Genomic DNA, 16,486 nt, shown 5'->3' with positions numbered 1-16,486 from the left:
TTCGTCTTGGGGGTGGCGGTGGAAGCGTCGGTCATGCGGGGGCGCTGTGGAAAGGATTGGAAAAAAGAAGGCCGGCGCAGCGCGTTCAGCGCGGCCGGAACATCCTGAAGAGATTGTCGGGGCTGACTTCGAAGTAGTCGCCCGGGCCGCCGCCGCGCAGGATGGGCTGCGCCGCGGCGGTGTCGTAGATGCCGTCCTTCAGCAGGTGGCGCGCAATGTGCACGCCCACCACTTCGCCGAGCACGAGCCAGGTCTGCACGGGCACGCCGTCCGCGCCTTCGAGCTGCAGGATCTGCGTGAGCTTGCACTCGAAGGACACGGGGCTTTCGGCCACGCGCGGCACCGCGATGGTCCGCGAGGCGGCCGTGGCGAGGCCGGCGAGCTCGAACTCGTTCACCTCGGGCGGCACGGCCGCGCAGGAGCGGTTCATCTGCTCGGCCAGCGGCCGGGTTGCCAGGTTCCAGCCGAACTCCCGCGTCTGGCGGATGTTATGCAGGCTGTCCTTGGCGCCGATGCTGGCGAAGCCGACGAGAGGCGGCGTGTAGTTGAAGGCGTTGAAGAAGCTGTAGGGCGCGAGGTTGAGCACGCCGTTCGCGTCCTGCGACGAGATCCAGCCGATGGGGCGCGGCCCGACCATCGCGTTGAATGGGTCGTGCGGCAGGCCGTGGCCCCTGGCGGGTTCGTAGAAATGGAAGTCGGCACTGGCCATGCAGGTCTCGATGTCGGGTGGTGGCTCAGTGGCTCAGGGCCGAGGCTTCGGCCAGCACGCCGTGCGCCACGGCCTCGGCCACCTTGATGCCGTCCACGCCGGCCGACAGGATGCCGCCCGCGTAGCTCGCGCCTTCGCCGGCCGGGTAGAGGCCGCGCACGTTGAGGCTCTGGAAATCGTCGCCGCGCGTGATGCGGATCGGCGACGAGGTGCGCGTTTCGACGCCGGTGAGCACCGCGTCGTGCGTGTCGAAGCCCTTGATCTTGCGGCCGAAGGCGGGGAAGGCCTCGCGCATGGCCTCGATGGCGTAGGCCGGCAGCGCCTTGTGCAGGTCGGTCGGCGTTACGCCGGGCTTGTACGACGGAATCACGCTGCCGAGCGCGGTCGAGGGCCGCCCGGCGATGAAGTCGCCCACCAGCTGGCCCGGCGCGCGGTAGTCGCCGCCGCCGAGCACGAAGGCGTTGCTTTCGAGTTCGCGCTGCAAGGCGATGCCCGCGAGCGCGTCGCCGGGGAAGTCTTTCGGGTCGATGCCCACCACGATGCCGGCGTTGGCATTGCGCTCGTTGCGCGAGTACTGGCTCATGCCGTTGGTGACCACGCGGCCCGGCTCGCTGGTGGCCGCCACCACGGTGCCGCCGGGGCACATGCAGAAGCTGTAGACCGAGCGGCCGTTGCTTGCATGGTGCACCAGCTTGTAGTCGGCCGCGCCGAGCAGCGGGTGGCCCGCGTGGCGGCCCCAGCGCGCGCGGTCGATCAGGCCTTGCGGGTGCTCGACGCGAAAGCCGATGGAGAAGGGCTTGGCCTCGATGTGCACGCCGCGCGCATGCAGCATCTCGAAGGTGTCGCGCGAGCTGTGGCCCAGCGCCATCACGACGTGGTCGGCGCGCAGTTCGCTGCTCGTGCCCGTGGTCTGGTCGAGCACGGTGAGGCCGCGAAGGTGGCCGTCTTCGATGTGCACGTCGGTCACGCGCTGCTCGAAGCGGATCTCGCCGCCCAGCGCCACGATCTGCTCGCGGATGTTCTCCACCACCTTCACCAGCTTGAAGGTGCCGATGTGCGGATGCGCGACGTAAAGGATTTCGGGTGGCGCGCCGGCCTTCACGAACTCTTCCATCACCTTGCGGCCGAGGAAGCGCGGGTCCTTGATCTGGCTGTAGAGCTTGCCGTCCGAGAAGGTGCCGGCGCCGCCTTCGCCGAACTGCACGTTCGACTCGGGGTTGAGCACGCTCTTGCGCCACAGGCCCCAGGTGTCGCGGGTGCGCTGGCGCACGGTCCTGCCGCGTTCGAGCACGATCGGTTTGAAGCCCATCTTCGCGAGCATCAGCGCCGCGAAGATGCCGCAGGGCCCGAAGCCGACCACCACCGGCCGCGCCGTGCCTTCGGCCGCATTGGCCGGCGGCGTGTAGCGCATGTCGGGCGCGCTCTGGATGTGCGGATGGCCCGCGTGCTTCGCGAGCAGCGCGGCTTCGAGCTTCGCGTCCTTCAGCTGCACGTCGCAGATGTAGACCGTGAGCAGTTCGATCTTGCGCGCGTCGAAGCTGCGCTTGTAGACGGTGTGGGAGGCGATCGCTTCGAGCGGGACGTTGAGCGTCCTGGCGATCAGTGCGGCCAGCGCGTCGGGCGCGTGGTCGAGCGGGAGTTTGAGTTCGGAGATTCTCAGCATGGCGTGGGGCTTGTGGTTATCAAGCAGGCCAGAGATTTTACTCGCCCCCAGGCTTCGCGCACTTCGTGTCGCTTCGCCTACCCCCTCCCCGGGGGCAGCACCAGCGGCCCGGCGAAGCCGGTTCCGCGGTGCTTCCCGAAAAGTCAGGCGGGCAGGAAGCCTTCCACCGACAAGTACCGCTCGCCGGTGTCGTAGTTGAAGCCCAGCACCACCGCATCGGGTGCCAGCGAGGGCAGCTTCTGCGCGATGGCCGCGAGCGTGGCGCCCGACGAGATGCCGACCAGCATGCCTTCCTCGACTGCGCAGCGGCGCGCCATTTCGCGCGCCGGTTCGGCATCGACCTGCAGCACGCCGTCGAGCAGCGAGGTGTCGAGGTTCTTCGGGATGAAGCCTGCGCCGATGCCTTGAATGGGGTGCGGCGCCGGCGTGCCGCCGGAAATCACGGGCGAGGCCACTGGCTCGACCGCGAACACCTGCAGCTTGGGCCACTTCTTCTTCAGCACCTTCGCCACGCCCGTGATGTGGCCGCCCGTGCCCACGCCGGTGATCAGCACGTCGATGCCGTCGGGAAAGTCCGCCGCGATCTCCTCGGCCGTGGTGCGCACGTGCACGTCGACATTCGCGGGGTTGTTGAACTGCTGCGGCATCCACGCGCCGGGCGTGCCGGCCACGATTTCCTCGGCGCGCGCGATGGAGGCTTTCATGCCCCCGGCGCGCGGCGTCAGGTCGAAGGTGGCGCCGTAGGCCAGCATCAGGCGGCGGCGCTCGACCGACATGCTGTCGGGCATCACCAGGATCAGCTTGTAGCCCTTCACGGCCGCGACCATCGCCAGGCCGATGCCGGTGTTGCCCGAGGTCGGCTCGACGATGGTGCCGCCGGGTTTGAGCGCGCCGCTCTTCTCGGCGTCTTCCACCATCGACAGCGCGATGCGGTCCTTGATCGAGCCGCCGGGATTGGCGCGCTCGGATTTGACCCAGACCTGCTGTTTCGCATTGCCGAACAGGCGGTTGATGCGGATGTGCGGCGTGTTGCCGATGGTCTGGAGGATGTTCTGGGCCTTCATGGAATCTCCTTGGGTGCGAGGGGCGGATGGTCAGCGCGCATTGTGGCGCCCCCTGGGCCGGGTTGCACCCGGCCCGCGACCGTTTCAGCACGAGGGGATGGCAGGCCGTTGCGGTTCAGGCCTCCAGGGCTTCCAGCGGCCCGAAGAACTCGTAGCGAAGCTGCTGCTTCGGCACGCCGAGCGCCAGCCCGTTGGCATACACCGACTGCATGAAGGGCTTCGGTCCGAGAAAGTACAGGTCGACATCGCGGTCTTCCGGCAGCAGCCCGGCCAGCAGCTCGCGGGTGACGAAGCCGGTCGCGTGCGGCGTGTCGCTCTCGCGCGGCGCGTCGTAGACATACAGCGGCTTCACGTTCGCATGCCGCTGCGCGAGCGCGTCGACGCGCTCGCGAAAGGCGTGCGCGCCGCCGTGCCGCGCCGCATGGACGAAGTGCACCGGCCGGCCCGTGTGGGCCACCGATTCGAGCATGCTCATCGCGGGCGTGATGCCCACGCCACCCGTCACCAGCACGAGGGGGCGCGCCTGTTCGCCCGCGGGCTGCAGCACGAAGTCGCCGCACGGCGCCTGCACCTGCAGCCGCGTGCCGGTCACGGCGGCCTCGTGCAGCCAGTTCGAGGCGCGACCGCCTTCTTCCTTCTTCACGCTGATGCGGTACCACGGCTTGCCCGGCGCGTCGGACAGCGAGTAGTTGCGCCGCACCGGCTGGCCGTCGATCTCCAGCACCAGCGTGAGGTACTGCCCCGGCGTGAAGGCCAGCAGCGCGCCGCCGTCCACGGGCTCCAGGTAGAACGAGGTGATGACCTCGCTCTCGTCTTCGCGCCGGGCCACGCGGAATTCGCGCGTGCCGCGCCATCCGCCGGGTTGCACCGCGTTGGCGCTGTAGACGGCTTCTTCCGCGGCGATGAGCAGGCCCGCCAGCGATTCGTAGGCTTCGCCCCACGCGGCAATCACCTCGTCGGTCGCGGCATCGCCGAGCACCTCCTTCACGGCGCGCAGCAGGTAGTGGCCGACGATCGGGTAGTGCTCCGGCAGCACGCCCAGCGCGGCGTGCTTCTGGATGATGCGGGGCAGGGCGCCGGCGATTGCTTCGAGCCGGTCGATGTGCGCGCCATACGCGATGACCGCGCCCGCCAGCGCGCGCGCCTGCGTGCCGGCGGCCTGGTGCGCCTCGTTGAAGAAGGCCTTCACCTGCGGATGGCCCTCGAACATGATCTTGTAGAAGTGGCTGGTGATGGCCTCGCCGTGGGCCTGGAGCGCGGGCACGGTGGACTTGACGATGGCGATGGTTTGCGGGTTCATGGTCTGGCGCTTCCTCTGTTGAGATGCCTTTGTCTTCTCACGATCCGTGCCAGCCAGAAGGTCGCTGCAAGTGCTTGACGCCATTGGGGATTTATCAGGCGTGGTCAAATTCGCAACAACTTCATCGTTGTACTTATGACCACACTGCGTGTCGATTCGACCACCGAGGACCCGCCGCCCGAGCCCGAAGCCGAGGCCGCCCGCTACCGATCGCTGCTCGCCGCCGCGCGCGGACTGGTCCGCTGCGATGCCGCCGCGCTGCTGCAGCTCGATGTCGACGTGCTGAAGCCCGTCGCGGTCGACGGCCTGAGCGATGAAACCCTCGGGCGCCAGTTTCCCGTTGCCGCCCATCCGCGTTTCGCGCGCCTGCTCGACAGCGAACGGGGCCTGCGTTTCGCCCACGACTGCAACCTGCCCGACCCGTACGACGGCCTCGTCGCCGGCCAGCCGGGCATCCTGCCGGTGCACGACTGCATGGGCGCGCCGCTGCGCCTGCGCGGCGCCGTCTGGGGCCTGCTGACGCTGGACGCCCTGGAGCCGCACGCCTTCGATGCCGTGGGCCCGGCGCAGATGGAGGCACTGATCGCCCTCGTCGAAACCGGCATCGAGGCCGCCCACACGATCCGCGAGATGCAGGCGCGCGCGATGCGCGAGCAGGCCGTTGCGCAGGCGCTGCGTGCGGGGCGTGGCGCGCCGCGCGAGCTGCTGGGCAGCAGCCCGGCGATGAAGCAGCTGTGCGACGAGATCGACACGGTCGCCGTGTCCGACCTCACGGTGCTGCTGCTCGGCGAAACCGGCGTCGGCAAGGACCTGGTCGCGCAGCGCCTGCACGCGCGCTCGCGCCGCAGCGAGCAGCCGCTCGTGCAGGTCAACTGCGCGGCGCTGCCCGAGTCGCTGGCCGACAGCGAACTCTTCGGCCACAAGCGCGGCGCGTTCACCGGCGCCGTGCAGGACCGCGACGGCAAGTTCGAGATCGCCGATGGCGGCACGCTCTTTCTCGACGAGGTCGGCGAACTGCCGCTGAGCGTGCAGGCCAAGCTGCTGCGCGTGCTGCAAAGCGGCGAGGTGCAGCGCCCCGGCAGCGACCGCATGCGCAAGGTCGACGTGCGCGTGATCGCGGCCACCAACCGCGACCTGCCCGCGGCGATCGCGCAGGGGCGCTTTCGCGCCGACCTGTACCACCGGCTGTCGGTCTATCCGCTCGTCGTCGCGCCGCTGCGCGAACGGGGGCGCGACGTGCTCGTGCTGGCGGGCAGCTTTCTCGAGGAGAACCAGCACCGGCTGGGCGCGCGCAACCTGCGGCTCTCGCCGGCGTCGAAGGCCGCCATGCTGGCGCACGGCTGGCCGGGCAACGTGCGCGAGCTCGAGCATGTGATCAGCCGCGCCTCGCTGCGGGCGTTCCGGGAGCAGCCGCGCGGCTCGCGCTGGACGGCCATCGAGCCGCATCACCTGGCGCTGGACAGCGCTGCCGTCGTGGGAAGCGCCACGGCAGCGCCCGTGCAGGCCCCGGCGAACGAACACGCGGGGCCTGCCATCGCTGGCGGCACGCTGCGCGAGGCGACCGAGGCCTTCCAGCGGGCCTGGCTCTCGGAACTGCTCGCCCGCCACGGCGGCCGCGTGGCCAGCGCCGCGCGCGAGGCCGGCATCGACCGCAGCAACTTCCATCGGACGTTGCGCAAGCTGGGCTTGGTGCAGGCCGGCGACGGCGAAACGCCCGGCTGACGACCGGCGCGCGGCATTGTCTGAAGGGTCATTGATGGGGCGGGCGATAATCGAGCGGTGAAGCACGCCAGACCGCCGCTGGTGCAAGCCCGAAAGGGACGACGCTGCGCCTTCGGGCAACAGCATCGGGTCGAAAGACCGCACTGGAGGAACGTCCGGACTGCACAGGACAGCGCAGGAGTTAACGACTCTCCACCGTGAGGTGAGGATCAGAGCAACAGAGACGAGCCGATTGAGTTCGGGTGAAACGGGCAATCTCTGCGCGCAGCAACACCAAGTAGGCCAGTATCGAGGTGGTTCCGCTGAGCTGGCGGGTAGGTGGCATCGAGCCGTTTGGCGACAAACGGCCCAGAGTAATGGCGGTCACGTCGAAGGCTTCGCAAGAGGCCCTCGATGCACAGAATCCGGCTTATCGGCGGGCTTCACACTTTTCTTCCCTTTTCCTTTTTCGCGCCTTCGACCGCTGAAGGCGGGCGGCAGCCTTGCCGCCAGCATGGATTGGTAGTTACCCGTATAATCGATAGCATGCTAATTAATAGGCGGCTATCGTGAGCAAATCGAGCAACTCCTCCCCGAAGCGCGAGAACGCGCTGATGCGGCTCGGCATGTCGCTCTCGGTGCTGCAGCGCGGCTACCGCGCGTCGGCGGACAGGGCGGTGGCGCACGTCGGCGTGTCGCAAACGCTGGCCTGGCCGATCGTGATGCTCGGGCGCATGAACGGCGAAGTGCGCCAGGGCGTGCTTGCCGATGCACTGGGCATCGAGGGCCCGTCGCTGGTGCGCTCGCTCGACCAGTTGGTGGAGGCCGGTTTCGTCGAGCGCCGCGAAGATCCGGCCGACCGCCGTGCCAAGACCTTGCACCTCACGCCCGCAGGCAAGGCCGCCTGCACGCCCATCGAGGCGGCGCTGAGCCTGATGCGCAGTGAGCTGTTCGAAGGCGTGTCCGACGACGACATCGCCGCCTGCCTGCGGGTGTTCGGCGTGCTCGAGGAGCGCCTGGGGCGCCCGGCCCAGGCGCCGCAGTCGCAGCAATCGCCGCAGGAAGGGCGCAGGTAAGAAATGCCTGCGCTCCGTCTTCCGCGCTTCAGCCGCGCGGAGCTTCTCTTTTCCGGCAAGAGCTTCGCCGCCGCCATGCTGGCGATGTACCTCGCCAGCCGTGCCGGCCTGCCGCGTCCGTTCTGGGCGCTCATGACCACCTACGTCGTCGCCCATCCGCTGGCCGGCGCCGTTCGCTCGAAGGCGCTGTACCGCTTCTGCGGCACGCTCATCGGCTGCACTGCGACCGTGCTGATGGTGCCCGCGCTGTCCAACGCGCCGGAACTGCTGACGCTGGTGCTCGCGCTGTGGGTGGGGCTGTGCCTGTGCATCTCGCTGTTCGACCGCACGCCGCGCTCCTACGTGTTCATGCTCGCGGGCTACACGGCCGCGCTGATCGGCTTTCCGTCGGTGCAGACGCCGCTCGCGCTGTTCGACACGGCCGTGGCGCGCGTGGAAGAAATCGGCCTCGGCATCTTCTGCGCCACGCTGGTCCACAGCCTCGTGCTGCCCGCGGGGCTTGCGCCGACCGTGCTGGGCCTGCTCGATCGCACGCTGCTCGACGCGCGCAAGTGGCTCGGCGACCTGCTGCAGCCCGCCGGCCGCAGCAGTGGCGCCGAGCCGAAGCGCCTCGACGACGACCGCCGCCGCCTCGCAGGCGACATCACGCAGCTGCGCCTGCTCTCCACCCACGTGCCCTTCGACACCACGCACCTGCGCTGGACCGCCGGCGCGATCCGCGCGATGCAGGACCGCGTTGCCGCGCTCACGCCCGCGCTCTCGGCCGTCGAAGACCGCCTGCAGGCGCTGGAGCAGGCCGAGGGGCAACTTGCACCCGACGTGGCCGCGGTGCTCGCGCAGGCCGCGCAGTGGCTGCGCGAGGAGGCCGAACCCGCCTCCGCCCACAGTGCCGAGCGCCTGCAAGCCCTGCGCCGTGCCATCGACGCATTGAACGCCGCTCCTGCAGACGCGCAGCAGCCCACTCCATGGGGCCGCGCCCTGCGCATCGGCCTCGCCGGGCGCCTCGAAGAACTCGTCGACGGCTGGACCGCCTGCGCCCGGCTGCGCCTGGACATCGACGAAGGCCTCAAGGGTGCCGCGCCGCTGCGCCGCACGGCAGCGCTCGGCAGCCGCGTGCTGCACCGTGACTACGGCATGGCGCTGCTGTCGGCGCTCGCGGCCGTCATCGCCATCTGCCTGTGCGGCGCGTTCTGGATCGTCACCGGCTGGCCCATGGGTTCGGCGGCCACCATGATGGCCGCCGTCTTCTGCTGCTTCTTCGCCACCATGGACGACCCCGTGCCGGCGATCCACGGCTTTCTCAAGTGGACGCTGTGGTCCATCCCGATCTCGGCGCTCTATGTGCTGGTGCTCATGCCCACGGTGCAGGACTTCGGCATGCTGGTCGTCATCTGCGCGCCGCTCTTCTTGCTGCTGGGCTTCTACCTGCCGCGTCCGACGCATTTCATGCCCGCGATGGCGCTGATCTTCGGCGTGGCCGGCACGCTCGCACTGCACGACACCGCCAGCTCCGACCTCGTGAGCTTCATCAACAGCATGATCGGCCAGATCGTCGGCGTGCTGGTCGCGGCGCGCGTCACGCGGCTCGTGCGTTCGGTCGGTGCCGACTGGAGCGCGCGCCGCATCCAGCGCGCCACCTGGCGCGAGCTCGGCGACATGGCCGCTTCGCCGCAGCCGCAGTACGCGCAGAGCGATGCGTACGCCGTGCGCATGCTCGACCGCATCGGCCTGCTCGCGCCGCGCATCGCGCAGGCGGGCGGCACCGTCGAAGGCGTGGCCGCCAACGACGCGCTGCGCGACCTGCGCATGGGCGCCGACATCGCCGTGCTGCAGCGCGTGCGCGCCCAGCTGCCGCTGGCCACCTCGGCCGCGCTGCTGGGCGGCATCTCGCGCTTCTTCCGCCAGCGCGCCGAAGGCCGCACGAACCCGCGCCCTCTCGACCTGCTGCCGCAGATCGACGAGGCACTCGGTGCCGTGCTTGCCGCGCGCGGCACCGCTTCTTCCGCCGCATCGCGCTCGGCCGTCACCGCACTGGTCGGCCTGCGCCGCAATCTCTTTCCCGATGCGCCGCCCAGGCTGGCGGGCGCAGCGCTCACCCAAGGAGCTTCCGCATGATCGGTGAAGCCAGTTTCTACGGCCTCTACGTGCCCTGGATCATGGTGCTGGCCCTCGGCGCGCTGCTCGCGCTGTGGGGCGTACGCCGACTGCTCGCGGCCACCGGCGCCTACCGCTGGGTGTGGCACCCCGCGCTGTTCGACATGGCGCTGTACCTGCTGCTGCTCTATGCACTGAGCCGCCTCACTTCCTACCTTCAATGACGACGAGATTCCGATGACAGTCCCCCGTTCCTCCGCAGACAACCCACGGGCCCGGCGCCTCGGGCGCGTTCTTCTCACCGTGGCCGTGGTGGCCGCCGCCGCGTGGGCCGGCCTGCGCCTGTGGGACCACTACGAACTTGCGCCGTGGACGCGCGACGGCCGCGTGCGCGCCAACGTCGTGCAGATCGCACCCGACGTGTCGGGCCTCGTCACGGCAGTACCGATCCGCGACAACCAGCCGGTCGCCGCCGGCACGCTGCTGTTCGAGGTGGACCGCGCCCGCTACGACCTCGCCGTGCGCCAGGCCCAGGCAGCGCTCGCCGCGCAGCGCGCCATGAGCGCCCAGGTGCAGCGCGAGAACGCGCGCAACGCGGGCCTCGACGACCTGGTGTCGAAGGAGTCGCGCGAGCAGACCCGTTCGCGTGTCGAGCAGATGCAGGCCGCCGTCGCGCAGGCCGAGGTGGCGCTCGACTCGGCCCGCCTCAACCTGCAGCGCGCCCAGGTGCGCGCGCCGGCCGACGGCCTCGTCACCAACCTCGACCTGCGCCAGGGCAGCTACGCCGCGGCGGGCCGCCCGGTGCTCGCGCTGGTCGATGCGCAGTCGTTCTATGTCGAAGGCTATTTCGAGGAAACCAAACTGCCGCGCATCCATCTCGGCGACCGCGTGCGCGTCACCCCGATGGGCGGCGGCGCGGTGCTCGAGGGCGCGGTCGACAGCGTGGCCGCCGGCATCGCCGACCGCGACCGCTCCACCAGCGCCAACCTGCTGCCCAGCGTGAACCCGACCTTCAACTGGGTGCGGCTCGCGCAGCGCATTCCGGTGCGCATCAAGCTCGATCCGCTGCCGCAGGGCGCACGCCTCGTCGCGGGCCAGACGGTCACGGTACAGGTGCTGGGGAACAAGCCGGCGCACAGCGCCGTGGCACCGGCAGCCGCGCCGCAGAAGGGGTGAACGCCGTGAGCCGCTTCGCATTTCGCCTTGCATCGCTGGCCGTCGCCGCCGGGCTCGCGGCCTGCGCGGCGGTCGGTCCCGACTACCGCCAGCCGCCCGAGGCGCTGGCCAGCCAGGGCGCCGCCGCGCGGCCCTTTGCCGAGGCGTCCGCCAACGCCGCGCCGCTGCCCGCCCACTGGTGGCGCCTGTACCACGACCCGTTGCTCGACAGGCTGGTCGAACAGGCCCTCGCGCACAACACCGACCTGCGCCAGGCCGTCGCCAACCTCGAGCGCGAACGCGCCATCGAAGACGAAGTGGCCGGCGCCAAGTACCCAACCATCGGCGTGAACGGCGGCCCTTCGTTCGGCCATGTGTCGGGGCTGTCGCTGCTGCAGAAGGGCTACGAGCCGCCGAGCACCTTCAACTACAGCGCGGGCGCTTCGCTGTCGTACCAGGTCGACCTGTTCGGCCAGATCCGCCGGGGCATCGAGGCTTCGCAGGCCAACACCCAAGCTGCCGAAGCCGCGCTCGACCTCGTGCGCGTGAACGTCGCGGCCGGCACTGCGCGCGCCTACGCCGAGGCCTGTGCTACCGGCCTTCGCCTGCAGATCGCACAGAAGTCTGTCGCCTTGCAGCAGGACGCCGTGAACGTCACCGACCGCCTGCAACGTGCAGGCCGCGCCGGTGCCATCGACGCAGGTCGCGCGCGTGCGCAGCTGCAGCAGCTCAACGCCGCACTGCCGCCGCTGAAGGCCGAACGCCAGGGCGCGCTTTATCGTCTCGCCACCTTGACCGGCGCAGTGCCGCAGGACTTCCCGCGCCAAGTGGCCGACTGCACCATGCCGCCGCGCGTGGCCGGCACGCTGCCGGTCGGCGACGGTGCCGCGCTGCTGCGCCGCCGCCCCGACATCCGCCAGGCCGAGCGCGGCCTTGCCGCATCGACCGCGCGCATCGGCGTGGCCACGGCCGAGCTCTATCCCAAAGTCACGCTGGGCCTTTCAGGCTCCTCCGCCGGCCATGCCGACGACTTCGGCCGCAAGGACACCTTCGCCTGGAGCCTCGGCCCGCTGATCTCGTGGACCATTCCCAATACGGGCGTCGCACAGTCCCGCATCGCCCAGGCCGAGGCCGGCACGCGCGCGGCGCTCGCCAAGTTCGACGGCACCGTGCTCACCGCGCTGCGCGAAACCGAGACCGCCCTCGGCACCTACGCGCGTGAACTCGATCGCCACGCCGCGCTGCAAGCCTCGCGCGACGAAAGCGCGAAGGTCGCCGCGCAGGCGCGCCAGCTCTACCAGAACGGCCGCACCGGCTACCTCGATTCGCTCGACGCCGAACGCTCGCTGGCCGCCAGCGAAGCCGCCCTCGCGGCCAGCGAGGCGCAGCTGGCCGACGATCAGGTCGTGCTGTTCATGGCACTCGGCGGCGGCTGGGAACCCGACGACGCGCACCTTGCGCAGGGTGCCGCGCCGGCCACCGCGAAGCAGTGACCACGGCCCTCAGCGTGCGAACAGCCAGCCGCCCTTGGGCTGGCGTACCAGCTCGTGGCGCTTGATGGCGCGTTCCTCACCGTCGTCGCCCACGTAGACCACCTCGAAGCGCAGCAGCTTCGGCGTGACCATCTTCCAGTTCTGGATGCGCTTGACCGTCACGCAGGCGGTCTTGTCGTGGTACTGCATCTCCGACATCGGGCCGCCCTGGAAGCCCGTGGTGTCGAACAGGCGGCCGGGCGCGGCGAAGGGGTTGAGCACCGCGCCATTGCGCGCGGTGATGCAGCCTTCGGTCCGCACGAAGGACTCGATGGTCGGCGAGGCGCTGCGCACCACCTTTCCCACAGCCGGGCTGGGGGGCTTGACGCCGATGGCATCGCGAATGCGCTCGACCTGCTCCTCGGTGATGGGCGCGAGGCCGTCCTTCGAGACAACGGCCGGCGGCGGCGCTGGGGGCGCGGACGGCGGTGACGGCGTGAGAAGCGTGCAGCCCGCCACCAGTGCCAGCGGCACGGTGCAGGCCAGGGCGGTGCTCGGTGTTCCGAACTTCATTGGCTCAGTCTCCCTGTCGGCGGCCCATCGGGGCCACGGCTGAAAATTGCGGGCCGTGAACATGCGGTGCATCGTTGTTCAGAAGCGTTCGTGGGGTGCGAGATAGCGCCACTGGCCAGGCTGCAGCCCCGCCAGCGGCACGCGGCCGATGCGGATGCGCCGCATCGCAAGAATGCGCAGGCCCACGCCGTCGCAGATGTTGGCGATCTGCCCCGGCCGCGCGCCCTTGAGCGCGAAGCGCAGGCCCGTTTGCTCGTCGCTCTGGCGGCCGATGCTCACGCGCGCGGGCGAGCGCTCCAGCCGCGCCAGCACCTCCGGGCTCACCGGGCCGGCCACGTCCACCATCACCTCATGCTCGAGGATGCCCGCGTCTTCCAGCAGCTTGCGTTCGATGCGGAATTCCTGCGTGTAGGCGACCAGCCCGCTGGCGCCGGTCTCGAGCGGCGTCATGCAGTGCTGCGCCTTCGCATGCGCCGGCAGAAAACGCAGTCCGGCGCGCTCGGGCTCGTGATGATTCGCAGCCACCAGCAGGCGGTGCGCGGTGTCGGTGACCATGCCCGCAGGCTTGTACAGCAGCAATGTAACGGGCAGCACGGGCTCGGGCTTCGCGCCGGCCTCGATCTCGACCTGCTGGTGCGGCAGCACGCGCGACTGCGGCAGCATCTGCGGCACGCCGTCCACGCGCACTGCGCCGTTCTCTATCAGCAGCTCGGCTTCGCGCCGCGACACACCGGCCAGCGCCGCCACGCGTTTGGCAAGGCGGATGCCCTCGTCCTCACCCGGAGAGTTCCTGTTGCTGTTGTTCATCGAGCCACCGCCAATTGCCGGATGCGAGCCACGTGCGCGGCCAGCGAGCGGGCCGCCACCGGCCACATGCGTTCGGGTACGTCGTCGTAGGCCAGCGGCAGCCATTGCTCGGGGGTGCCTTCGGGCAGCTTCTGCATGGCGGCTGCGATCCTGGCCTCGCGCTTGAGCCGGTGCGCCTTCAGCATGCCGATGGCGGTGCGGGCAAAGCCGATCACGTAGCCGTGCGCGGGCAGGATGAAGTCGATGCCGCCGGCCGCGCAGGCCGCATCGAGCGTGTCGAGCGAATCGAGGTATGCCGTCATGTCGCCATCGGGCGGATCGACCACCGTGGTGCTGCCGTTGAGGATGTGGTCGCCGGAGAACAGCAGCCCGTCTTCTTCCAGCACCAGGCACAGGTGGTTGGCCGCGTGGCCGGGCGTGTGGATCACGCGCAGCGTGTGGGCGATGGGCTCGCCTTCGGCCGTTATGCCCGACAGCACGAGCCGCTCGCCATCGGCCAGTTCGCGCTCGGGCGTGAAGCGTGCACTGGCGCGAGCTGTCGGCTTCGAGGCCAGGCCGAGGATCGGCGGCCTGCCGCTCTTGCACAGCGCCTGCAGCGGCGCCGCGCCCGGCGAGTGGTCTGCATGCGAGTGCGTGCAGACGATCATGCGGATGTCGCCCTGCGTGGCGCCCCACAGCCGGCCGATGTGGCCGGCGTCGTCCGGGCCCGGATCGATCACGATGTAGCCCGTGGCCGCGTCGCCCACGATGTAGCTGTTGGTGCCCGGGCCGGTCATCGCGCCCGGGTTGGGCGCGGTGAAGCGCATCACGTTCTTCAGCAGCGGCACCGGGCGTTCGCTCTGCCAGTCGAGCGCGTGCACGGCCTGCCCGTCGGGGCACACCAGCGCGAGCTCGCCGAACGGCGATTCGTGCTCCATGTAGCGCGCGTCTTCGCCCTTGAGCAGGCCGGCGCGCGGGCAGCTGGTCCACAGCGGGGTCTCGCCGGCGCAGGCCGTGAGCAGGGCGTCCACGGTGGCATACGCGGCCATGCGCTGCAGCGTGCGCACGGTCGGGAAGATCATGAAGAAGCTGCCTGCCGCATGGCGCGCGAGCGCATCGGCGGGGCGCACCCAGCAGGGCTCGAACTGTTCGCTCTCGTCGGCTGCGGGCTCCTGGCCTTCGGGCATGCGCGCCACCAGGAAGGGCACATCGAAGCGCCTGGGCAGGTCGCGGTCGGTGATCCAGTGCGCGAAGGTGAACACCCGGTCTGCATCGAGCGTCAGCCCGCGTGCCGCGCATTGGTCGGCAAAGGCCGAGCCCGCCGTGTTGCGGCGGTCCATGGCGGCGATGTCCTCGGCGTTGGCGGGACGCCCGTCGGCATGGTGCGCGAGCAGCACGCCCAGTTCCTCGAAAGCCTCGCGGATGGCCGCGATGGCCTGCGTGCGCTGCAGGCCGCTTTGCGTCGACCGCTGCGCGGCGATGCGCTGGGCCGCTTCGTCGGCGGCGTCGATCTGGCCGCCGGGAAATACATAGGCACCGGGCGCGAAACTGGCGGTGGCCGAGCGGCGGGTCATGAGCACTTCGATGCCGGCGGCGCTGTCGCGCAGCAGCAGCACGGTGGCGGCCGCGCGCGGGGGCGCGGGCTCTCGTGGGGTGTGTAGTTGTTGGGTGGAACGGACCATGGGGCGATTATGGAGAGCAGGCACGCGGCGTGCATGCCGCGCATAAGCTCATATGGAATCGGGCATCAGCGGCGCGCCACAATGCGCGCTTGCACCGCTTGCCTCGCAGAAAGACAGTCATGTTTCATTCTCCCTTCTCTCGAATTGCCCGCCGCGCACTGCTGCTGGCCGCTGCCTCGCTCGTTGCGCCCGCCGCCTTCTCCCAGCAGGACTGGCCGCAGCAACCCGTCACGCTGATCATGGGCTTTCCGGCCGGCTCGGGCGTCGACGTGGTGGCCCGCGTCATCCAGGAGCCGCTGTCGAAGCAGCTCGGCAAGCCCGTCGTCATCGACTACAAGTCGGGCGCCGCCGGCAACATCGCCAGCGAGTACGTGGCCCACGCCAGGCCCGATGGCTACACGCTTTCCTTCGGCACCGCAGCCACGCACGGCAGCAACGCCGCGCTCTACAAGAAACTGCCCTTCGACGTCGAGGCCGACTTCGTGCCGGTGGCGCCGGTGCTCGACGTTTCGAACGTGCTCACCATCAATCCCGACGTGATCAACGTGCGGACCTTGAAGGAATTCGTCGAGCTGGTCAAGGCAAATCCCGGCAAGTACAACTATGCGTCTACAGGCAACGGCGCAGGCACGCACATGGCCTTTGCCGAATTCAATTCGCGCCTCGGCCTGAACATGGTGCACGTGCCCTACAAGGGCGGTCCCGAGGCGATCACATCGGTGGTGCGCGGCGAGACCTGCTGCATCATGAACCAGGTGCAGACCGTGCTGCCGCACTACAAGGCCGGCAAGGTGCGCCTGCTGGGCGTAACCACCGCCGCCGCGGTGCCGGCCGTGAAAGAAGTGCCCACCATCGCCTCGAGCGGCCTGCCGGGCACCAAGGGCTTCGACAGCTCGATCTGGTTCGGCATCTTCGCGCCCAAGGGCACCGACCCGCAGATCGTCGACAAGCTCAACGCGGCCGTGAAGGCGGTGCTGGAGACCCCCGAGATCCGCGAGCGTTTCGAGAGCCAGGGCAACACCGTGCGCATCGAGTCGCCGGCGCAGTTCAAGAAGACCGTGCACGACAACCGTGTGAAGTGGGCCGAGGTTGCGAAGGCGGCGAACATCAGCATCGACTGAGGCTGGCGTTCAGAGCGTCTTCGTCAGCGTCAGGATGAAGCGCGCCTTGTTGGGCGAGTAGGTCGTCTGGCCGAAGGGGCCGAAGCCCAG

Annotated in this window: 14 protein-coding genes and 1 other RNA gene; 8 read left to right on the top strand and 7 right to left on the bottom strand. The window is 69.8% G+C overall.

Translation table 11 applies throughout. The features are described 5' to 3' along the window. Window positions 1–85: 85 nt before the first annotated feature. The 4 genes from ACCD11_RS27575 to hmpA form a co-directional block, all read right to left on the bottom strand. Entirely contained in the window at window positions 86–709 is a 624-nt protein-coding gene (locus ACCD11_RS27575) for a flavin reductase family protein (RefSeq protein WP_007838204.1), read from the bottom strand. 25 nt (window positions 710–734) lie between these two features. Further along, window positions 735–2,372: an NAD(P)/FAD-dependent oxidoreductase gene (locus tag ACCD11_RS27570; protein ID WP_413316236.1), complete on the bottom strand. Its 1,638-nt coding sequence runs from the start codon at window positions 2,370–2,372 to the stop codon at window positions 735–737. A 143-nt stretch (window positions 2,373–2,515) separates the two neighbouring features. After that, window positions 2,516–3,436 carry a cysteine synthase A gene (gene cysK, locus ACCD11_RS27565; protein ID WP_007838209.1) on the bottom strand — a complete coding sequence of 307 codons (921 nt, stop codon included), beginning with the start codon at window positions 3,434–3,436 and terminating at the stop codon, window positions 2,516–2,518. Between the two features lie 115 nt (window positions 3,437–3,551). Beyond that, complete coding sequence (gene hmpA, locus ACCD11_RS27560) at window positions 3,552–4,736, bottom strand: NO-inducible flavohemoprotein (protein WP_413316233.1); 1,185 nt, start codon at window positions 4,734–4,736, stop codon at window positions 3,552–3,554. Between the two features lie 135 nt (window positions 4,737–4,871). Between hmpA and norR the strand changes: the two genes are divergently transcribed. The 7 genes from norR to ACCD11_RS27525 all read left to right on the top strand — a co-directional run bounded on the left by norR (window position 4,872) and on the right by ACCD11_RS27525 (window position 12,255). Further along, on the top strand, window positions 4,872–6,458 hold the full coding sequence (norR, locus tag ACCD11_RS27555) for a nitric oxide reductase transcriptional regulator NorR (RefSeq protein ID WP_413316231.1): 1,587 nt from the start codon (window positions 4,872–4,874) through the stop codon (window positions 6,456–6,458). A 59-nt stretch (window positions 6,459–6,517) separates the two neighbouring features. Continuing rightward, an RNA gene (gene rnpB / locus ACCD11_RS27550) (RNase P RNA component class A) lies at window positions 6,518–6,886 on the top strand. Window positions 6,887–7,051: 165 nt separating this feature from the next. Continuing rightward, a complete protein-coding gene (locus ACCD11_RS27545; protein WP_413316238.1) occupies window positions 7,052–7,513 on the top strand; it encodes a MarR family winged helix-turn-helix transcriptional regulator in 462 nt (153 codons plus the stop codon). A 3-nt stretch (window positions 7,514–7,516) separates the two neighbouring features. After that, window positions 7,517–9,628, top strand: coding sequence for an FUSC family protein (locus ACCD11_RS27540; protein ID WP_413316229.1), 2,112 nt, complete (start codon window positions 7,517–7,519; stop codon window positions 9,626–9,628). Then, entirely contained in the window at window positions 9,625–9,831 is a 207-nt protein-coding gene (locus ACCD11_RS27535; RefSeq protein ID WP_007838217.1) for a DUF1656 domain-containing protein, read from the top strand. Before ACCD11_RS27540 ends, ACCD11_RS27535 begins: the two co-directional genes overlap by 4 nt. A gap of 13 nt (window positions 9,832–9,844) precedes the next feature. Beyond that, on the top strand, window positions 9,845–10,783 hold the full coding sequence (locus tag ACCD11_RS27530) for an efflux RND transporter periplasmic adaptor subunit (protein WP_007838218.1): 939 nt from the start codon (window positions 9,845–9,847) through the stop codon (window positions 10,781–10,783). Between the two features lie 5 nt (window positions 10,784–10,788). Then, window positions 10,789–12,255: an efflux transporter outer membrane subunit gene (locus ACCD11_RS27525; protein ID WP_413316227.1), complete on the top strand. Its 1,467-nt coding sequence runs from the start codon at window positions 10,789–10,791 to the stop codon at window positions 12,253–12,255. Window positions 12,256–12,264: 9 nt separating this feature from the next. Here ACCD11_RS27525 and ACCD11_RS27520 read toward each other — a convergent pair whose 3' ends face one another. The 3 genes from ACCD11_RS27520 to ACCD11_RS27510 form a co-directional block, all read right to left on the bottom strand. Continuing rightward, entirely contained in the window at window positions 12,265–12,807 is a 543-nt protein-coding gene (locus ACCD11_RS27520) for a hypothetical protein (RefSeq protein ID WP_007838220.1), read from the bottom strand. Window positions 12,808–12,885: 78 nt separating this feature from the next. Continuing rightward, window positions 12,886–13,614: an RNA pseudouridine synthase gene (locus ACCD11_RS27515; RefSeq protein WP_007838221.1), complete on the bottom strand. Its 729-nt coding sequence runs from the start codon at window positions 13,612–13,614 to the stop codon at window positions 12,886–12,888. Further along, on the bottom strand, window positions 13,611–15,275 hold the full coding sequence (locus tag ACCD11_RS27510) for an MBL fold metallo-hydrolase (RefSeq protein ID WP_413316225.1): 1,665 nt from the start codon (window positions 15,273–15,275) through the stop codon (window positions 13,611–13,613). Before ACCD11_RS27510 ends, ACCD11_RS27515 begins: the two co-directional genes overlap by 4 nt. A 119-nt stretch (window positions 15,276–15,394) precedes the next feature. On the opposite strand from ACCD11_RS27510, the gene ACCD11_RS27505 reads away from it, so the two are divergent. Beyond that, window positions 15,395–16,396, top strand: coding sequence for a Bug family tripartite tricarboxylate transporter substrate binding protein (locus ACCD11_RS27505; RefSeq protein ID WP_413316224.1), 1,002 nt, complete (start codon window positions 15,395–15,397; stop codon window positions 16,394–16,396). Window positions 16,397–16,486: the final 90 nt, after the last annotated feature.

This window comes from Variovorax sp. Varisp36 (assembly GCF_047304235.1).
Lineage (GTDB): Bacteria > Pseudomonadota > Gammaproteobacteria > Burkholderiales > Burkholderiaceae_C > Variovorax.
Note: the sequence above shows the minus strand (reverse complement) of the source record. Positions and strands in the feature narration are given on the sequence as shown.

Excerpts from the sequence above, each read along its gene's own strand:
- hmpA (WP_413316233.1), bottom strand. The coding sequence starts at position 4,736 with ATGAACCCGCAAACCATCGCCATCGTCAAGTCCACCGTGCCCGCGCTC.
- ACCD11_RS27530 (WP_007838218.1), top strand. The coding sequence starts at position 9,845 with ATGACAGTCCCCCGTTCCTCCGCAGACAACCCACGGGCCCGGCGCCTC.
- ACCD11_RS27540 (WP_413316229.1), top strand. The coding sequence starts at position 7,517 with ATGCCTGCGCTCCGTCTTCCGCGCTTCAGCCGCGCGGAGCTTCTCTTT.
- ACCD11_RS27515 (WP_007838221.1), bottom strand. The coding sequence starts at position 13,614 with ATGAACAACAGCAACAGGAACTCTCCGGGTGAGGACGAGGGCATCCGC.
- ACCD11_RS27570 (WP_413316236.1), bottom strand. The coding sequence starts at position 2,372 with ATGCTGAGAATCTCCGAACTCAAACTCCCGCTCGACCACGCGCCCGAC.
- ACCD11_RS27505 (WP_413316224.1), top strand. The coding sequence starts at position 15,395 with ATGTTTCATTCTCCCTTCTCTCGAATTGCCCGCCGCGCACTGCTGCTG.
- ACCD11_RS27575 (WP_007838204.1), bottom strand. The coding sequence starts at position 709 with ATGGCCAGTGCCGACTTCCATTTCTACGAACCCGCCAGGGGCCACGGC.
- ACCD11_RS27545 (WP_413316238.1), top strand. The coding sequence starts at position 7,052 with ATGCGGCTCGGCATGTCGCTCTCGGTGCTGCAGCGCGGCTACCGCGCG.
- ACCD11_RS27520 (WP_007838220.1), bottom strand. The coding sequence starts at position 12,807 with ATGAAGTTCGGAACACCGAGCACCGCCCTGGCCTGCACCGTGCCGCTG.
- ACCD11_RS27510 (WP_413316225.1), bottom strand. The coding sequence starts at position 15,275 with ATGGTCCGTTCCACCCAACAACTACACACCCCACGAGAGCCCGCGCCC.
- ACCD11_RS27535 (WP_007838217.1), top strand. The coding sequence starts at position 9,625 with ATGATCGGTGAAGCCAGTTTCTACGGCCTCTACGTGCCCTGGATCATG.
- cysK (WP_007838209.1), bottom strand. The coding sequence starts at position 3,436 with ATGAAGGCCCAGAACATCCTCCAGACCATCGGCAACACGCCGCACATC.
- norR (WP_413316231.1), top strand. The coding sequence starts at position 4,872 with ATGACCACACTGCGTGTCGATTCGACCACCGAGGACCCGCCGCCCGAG.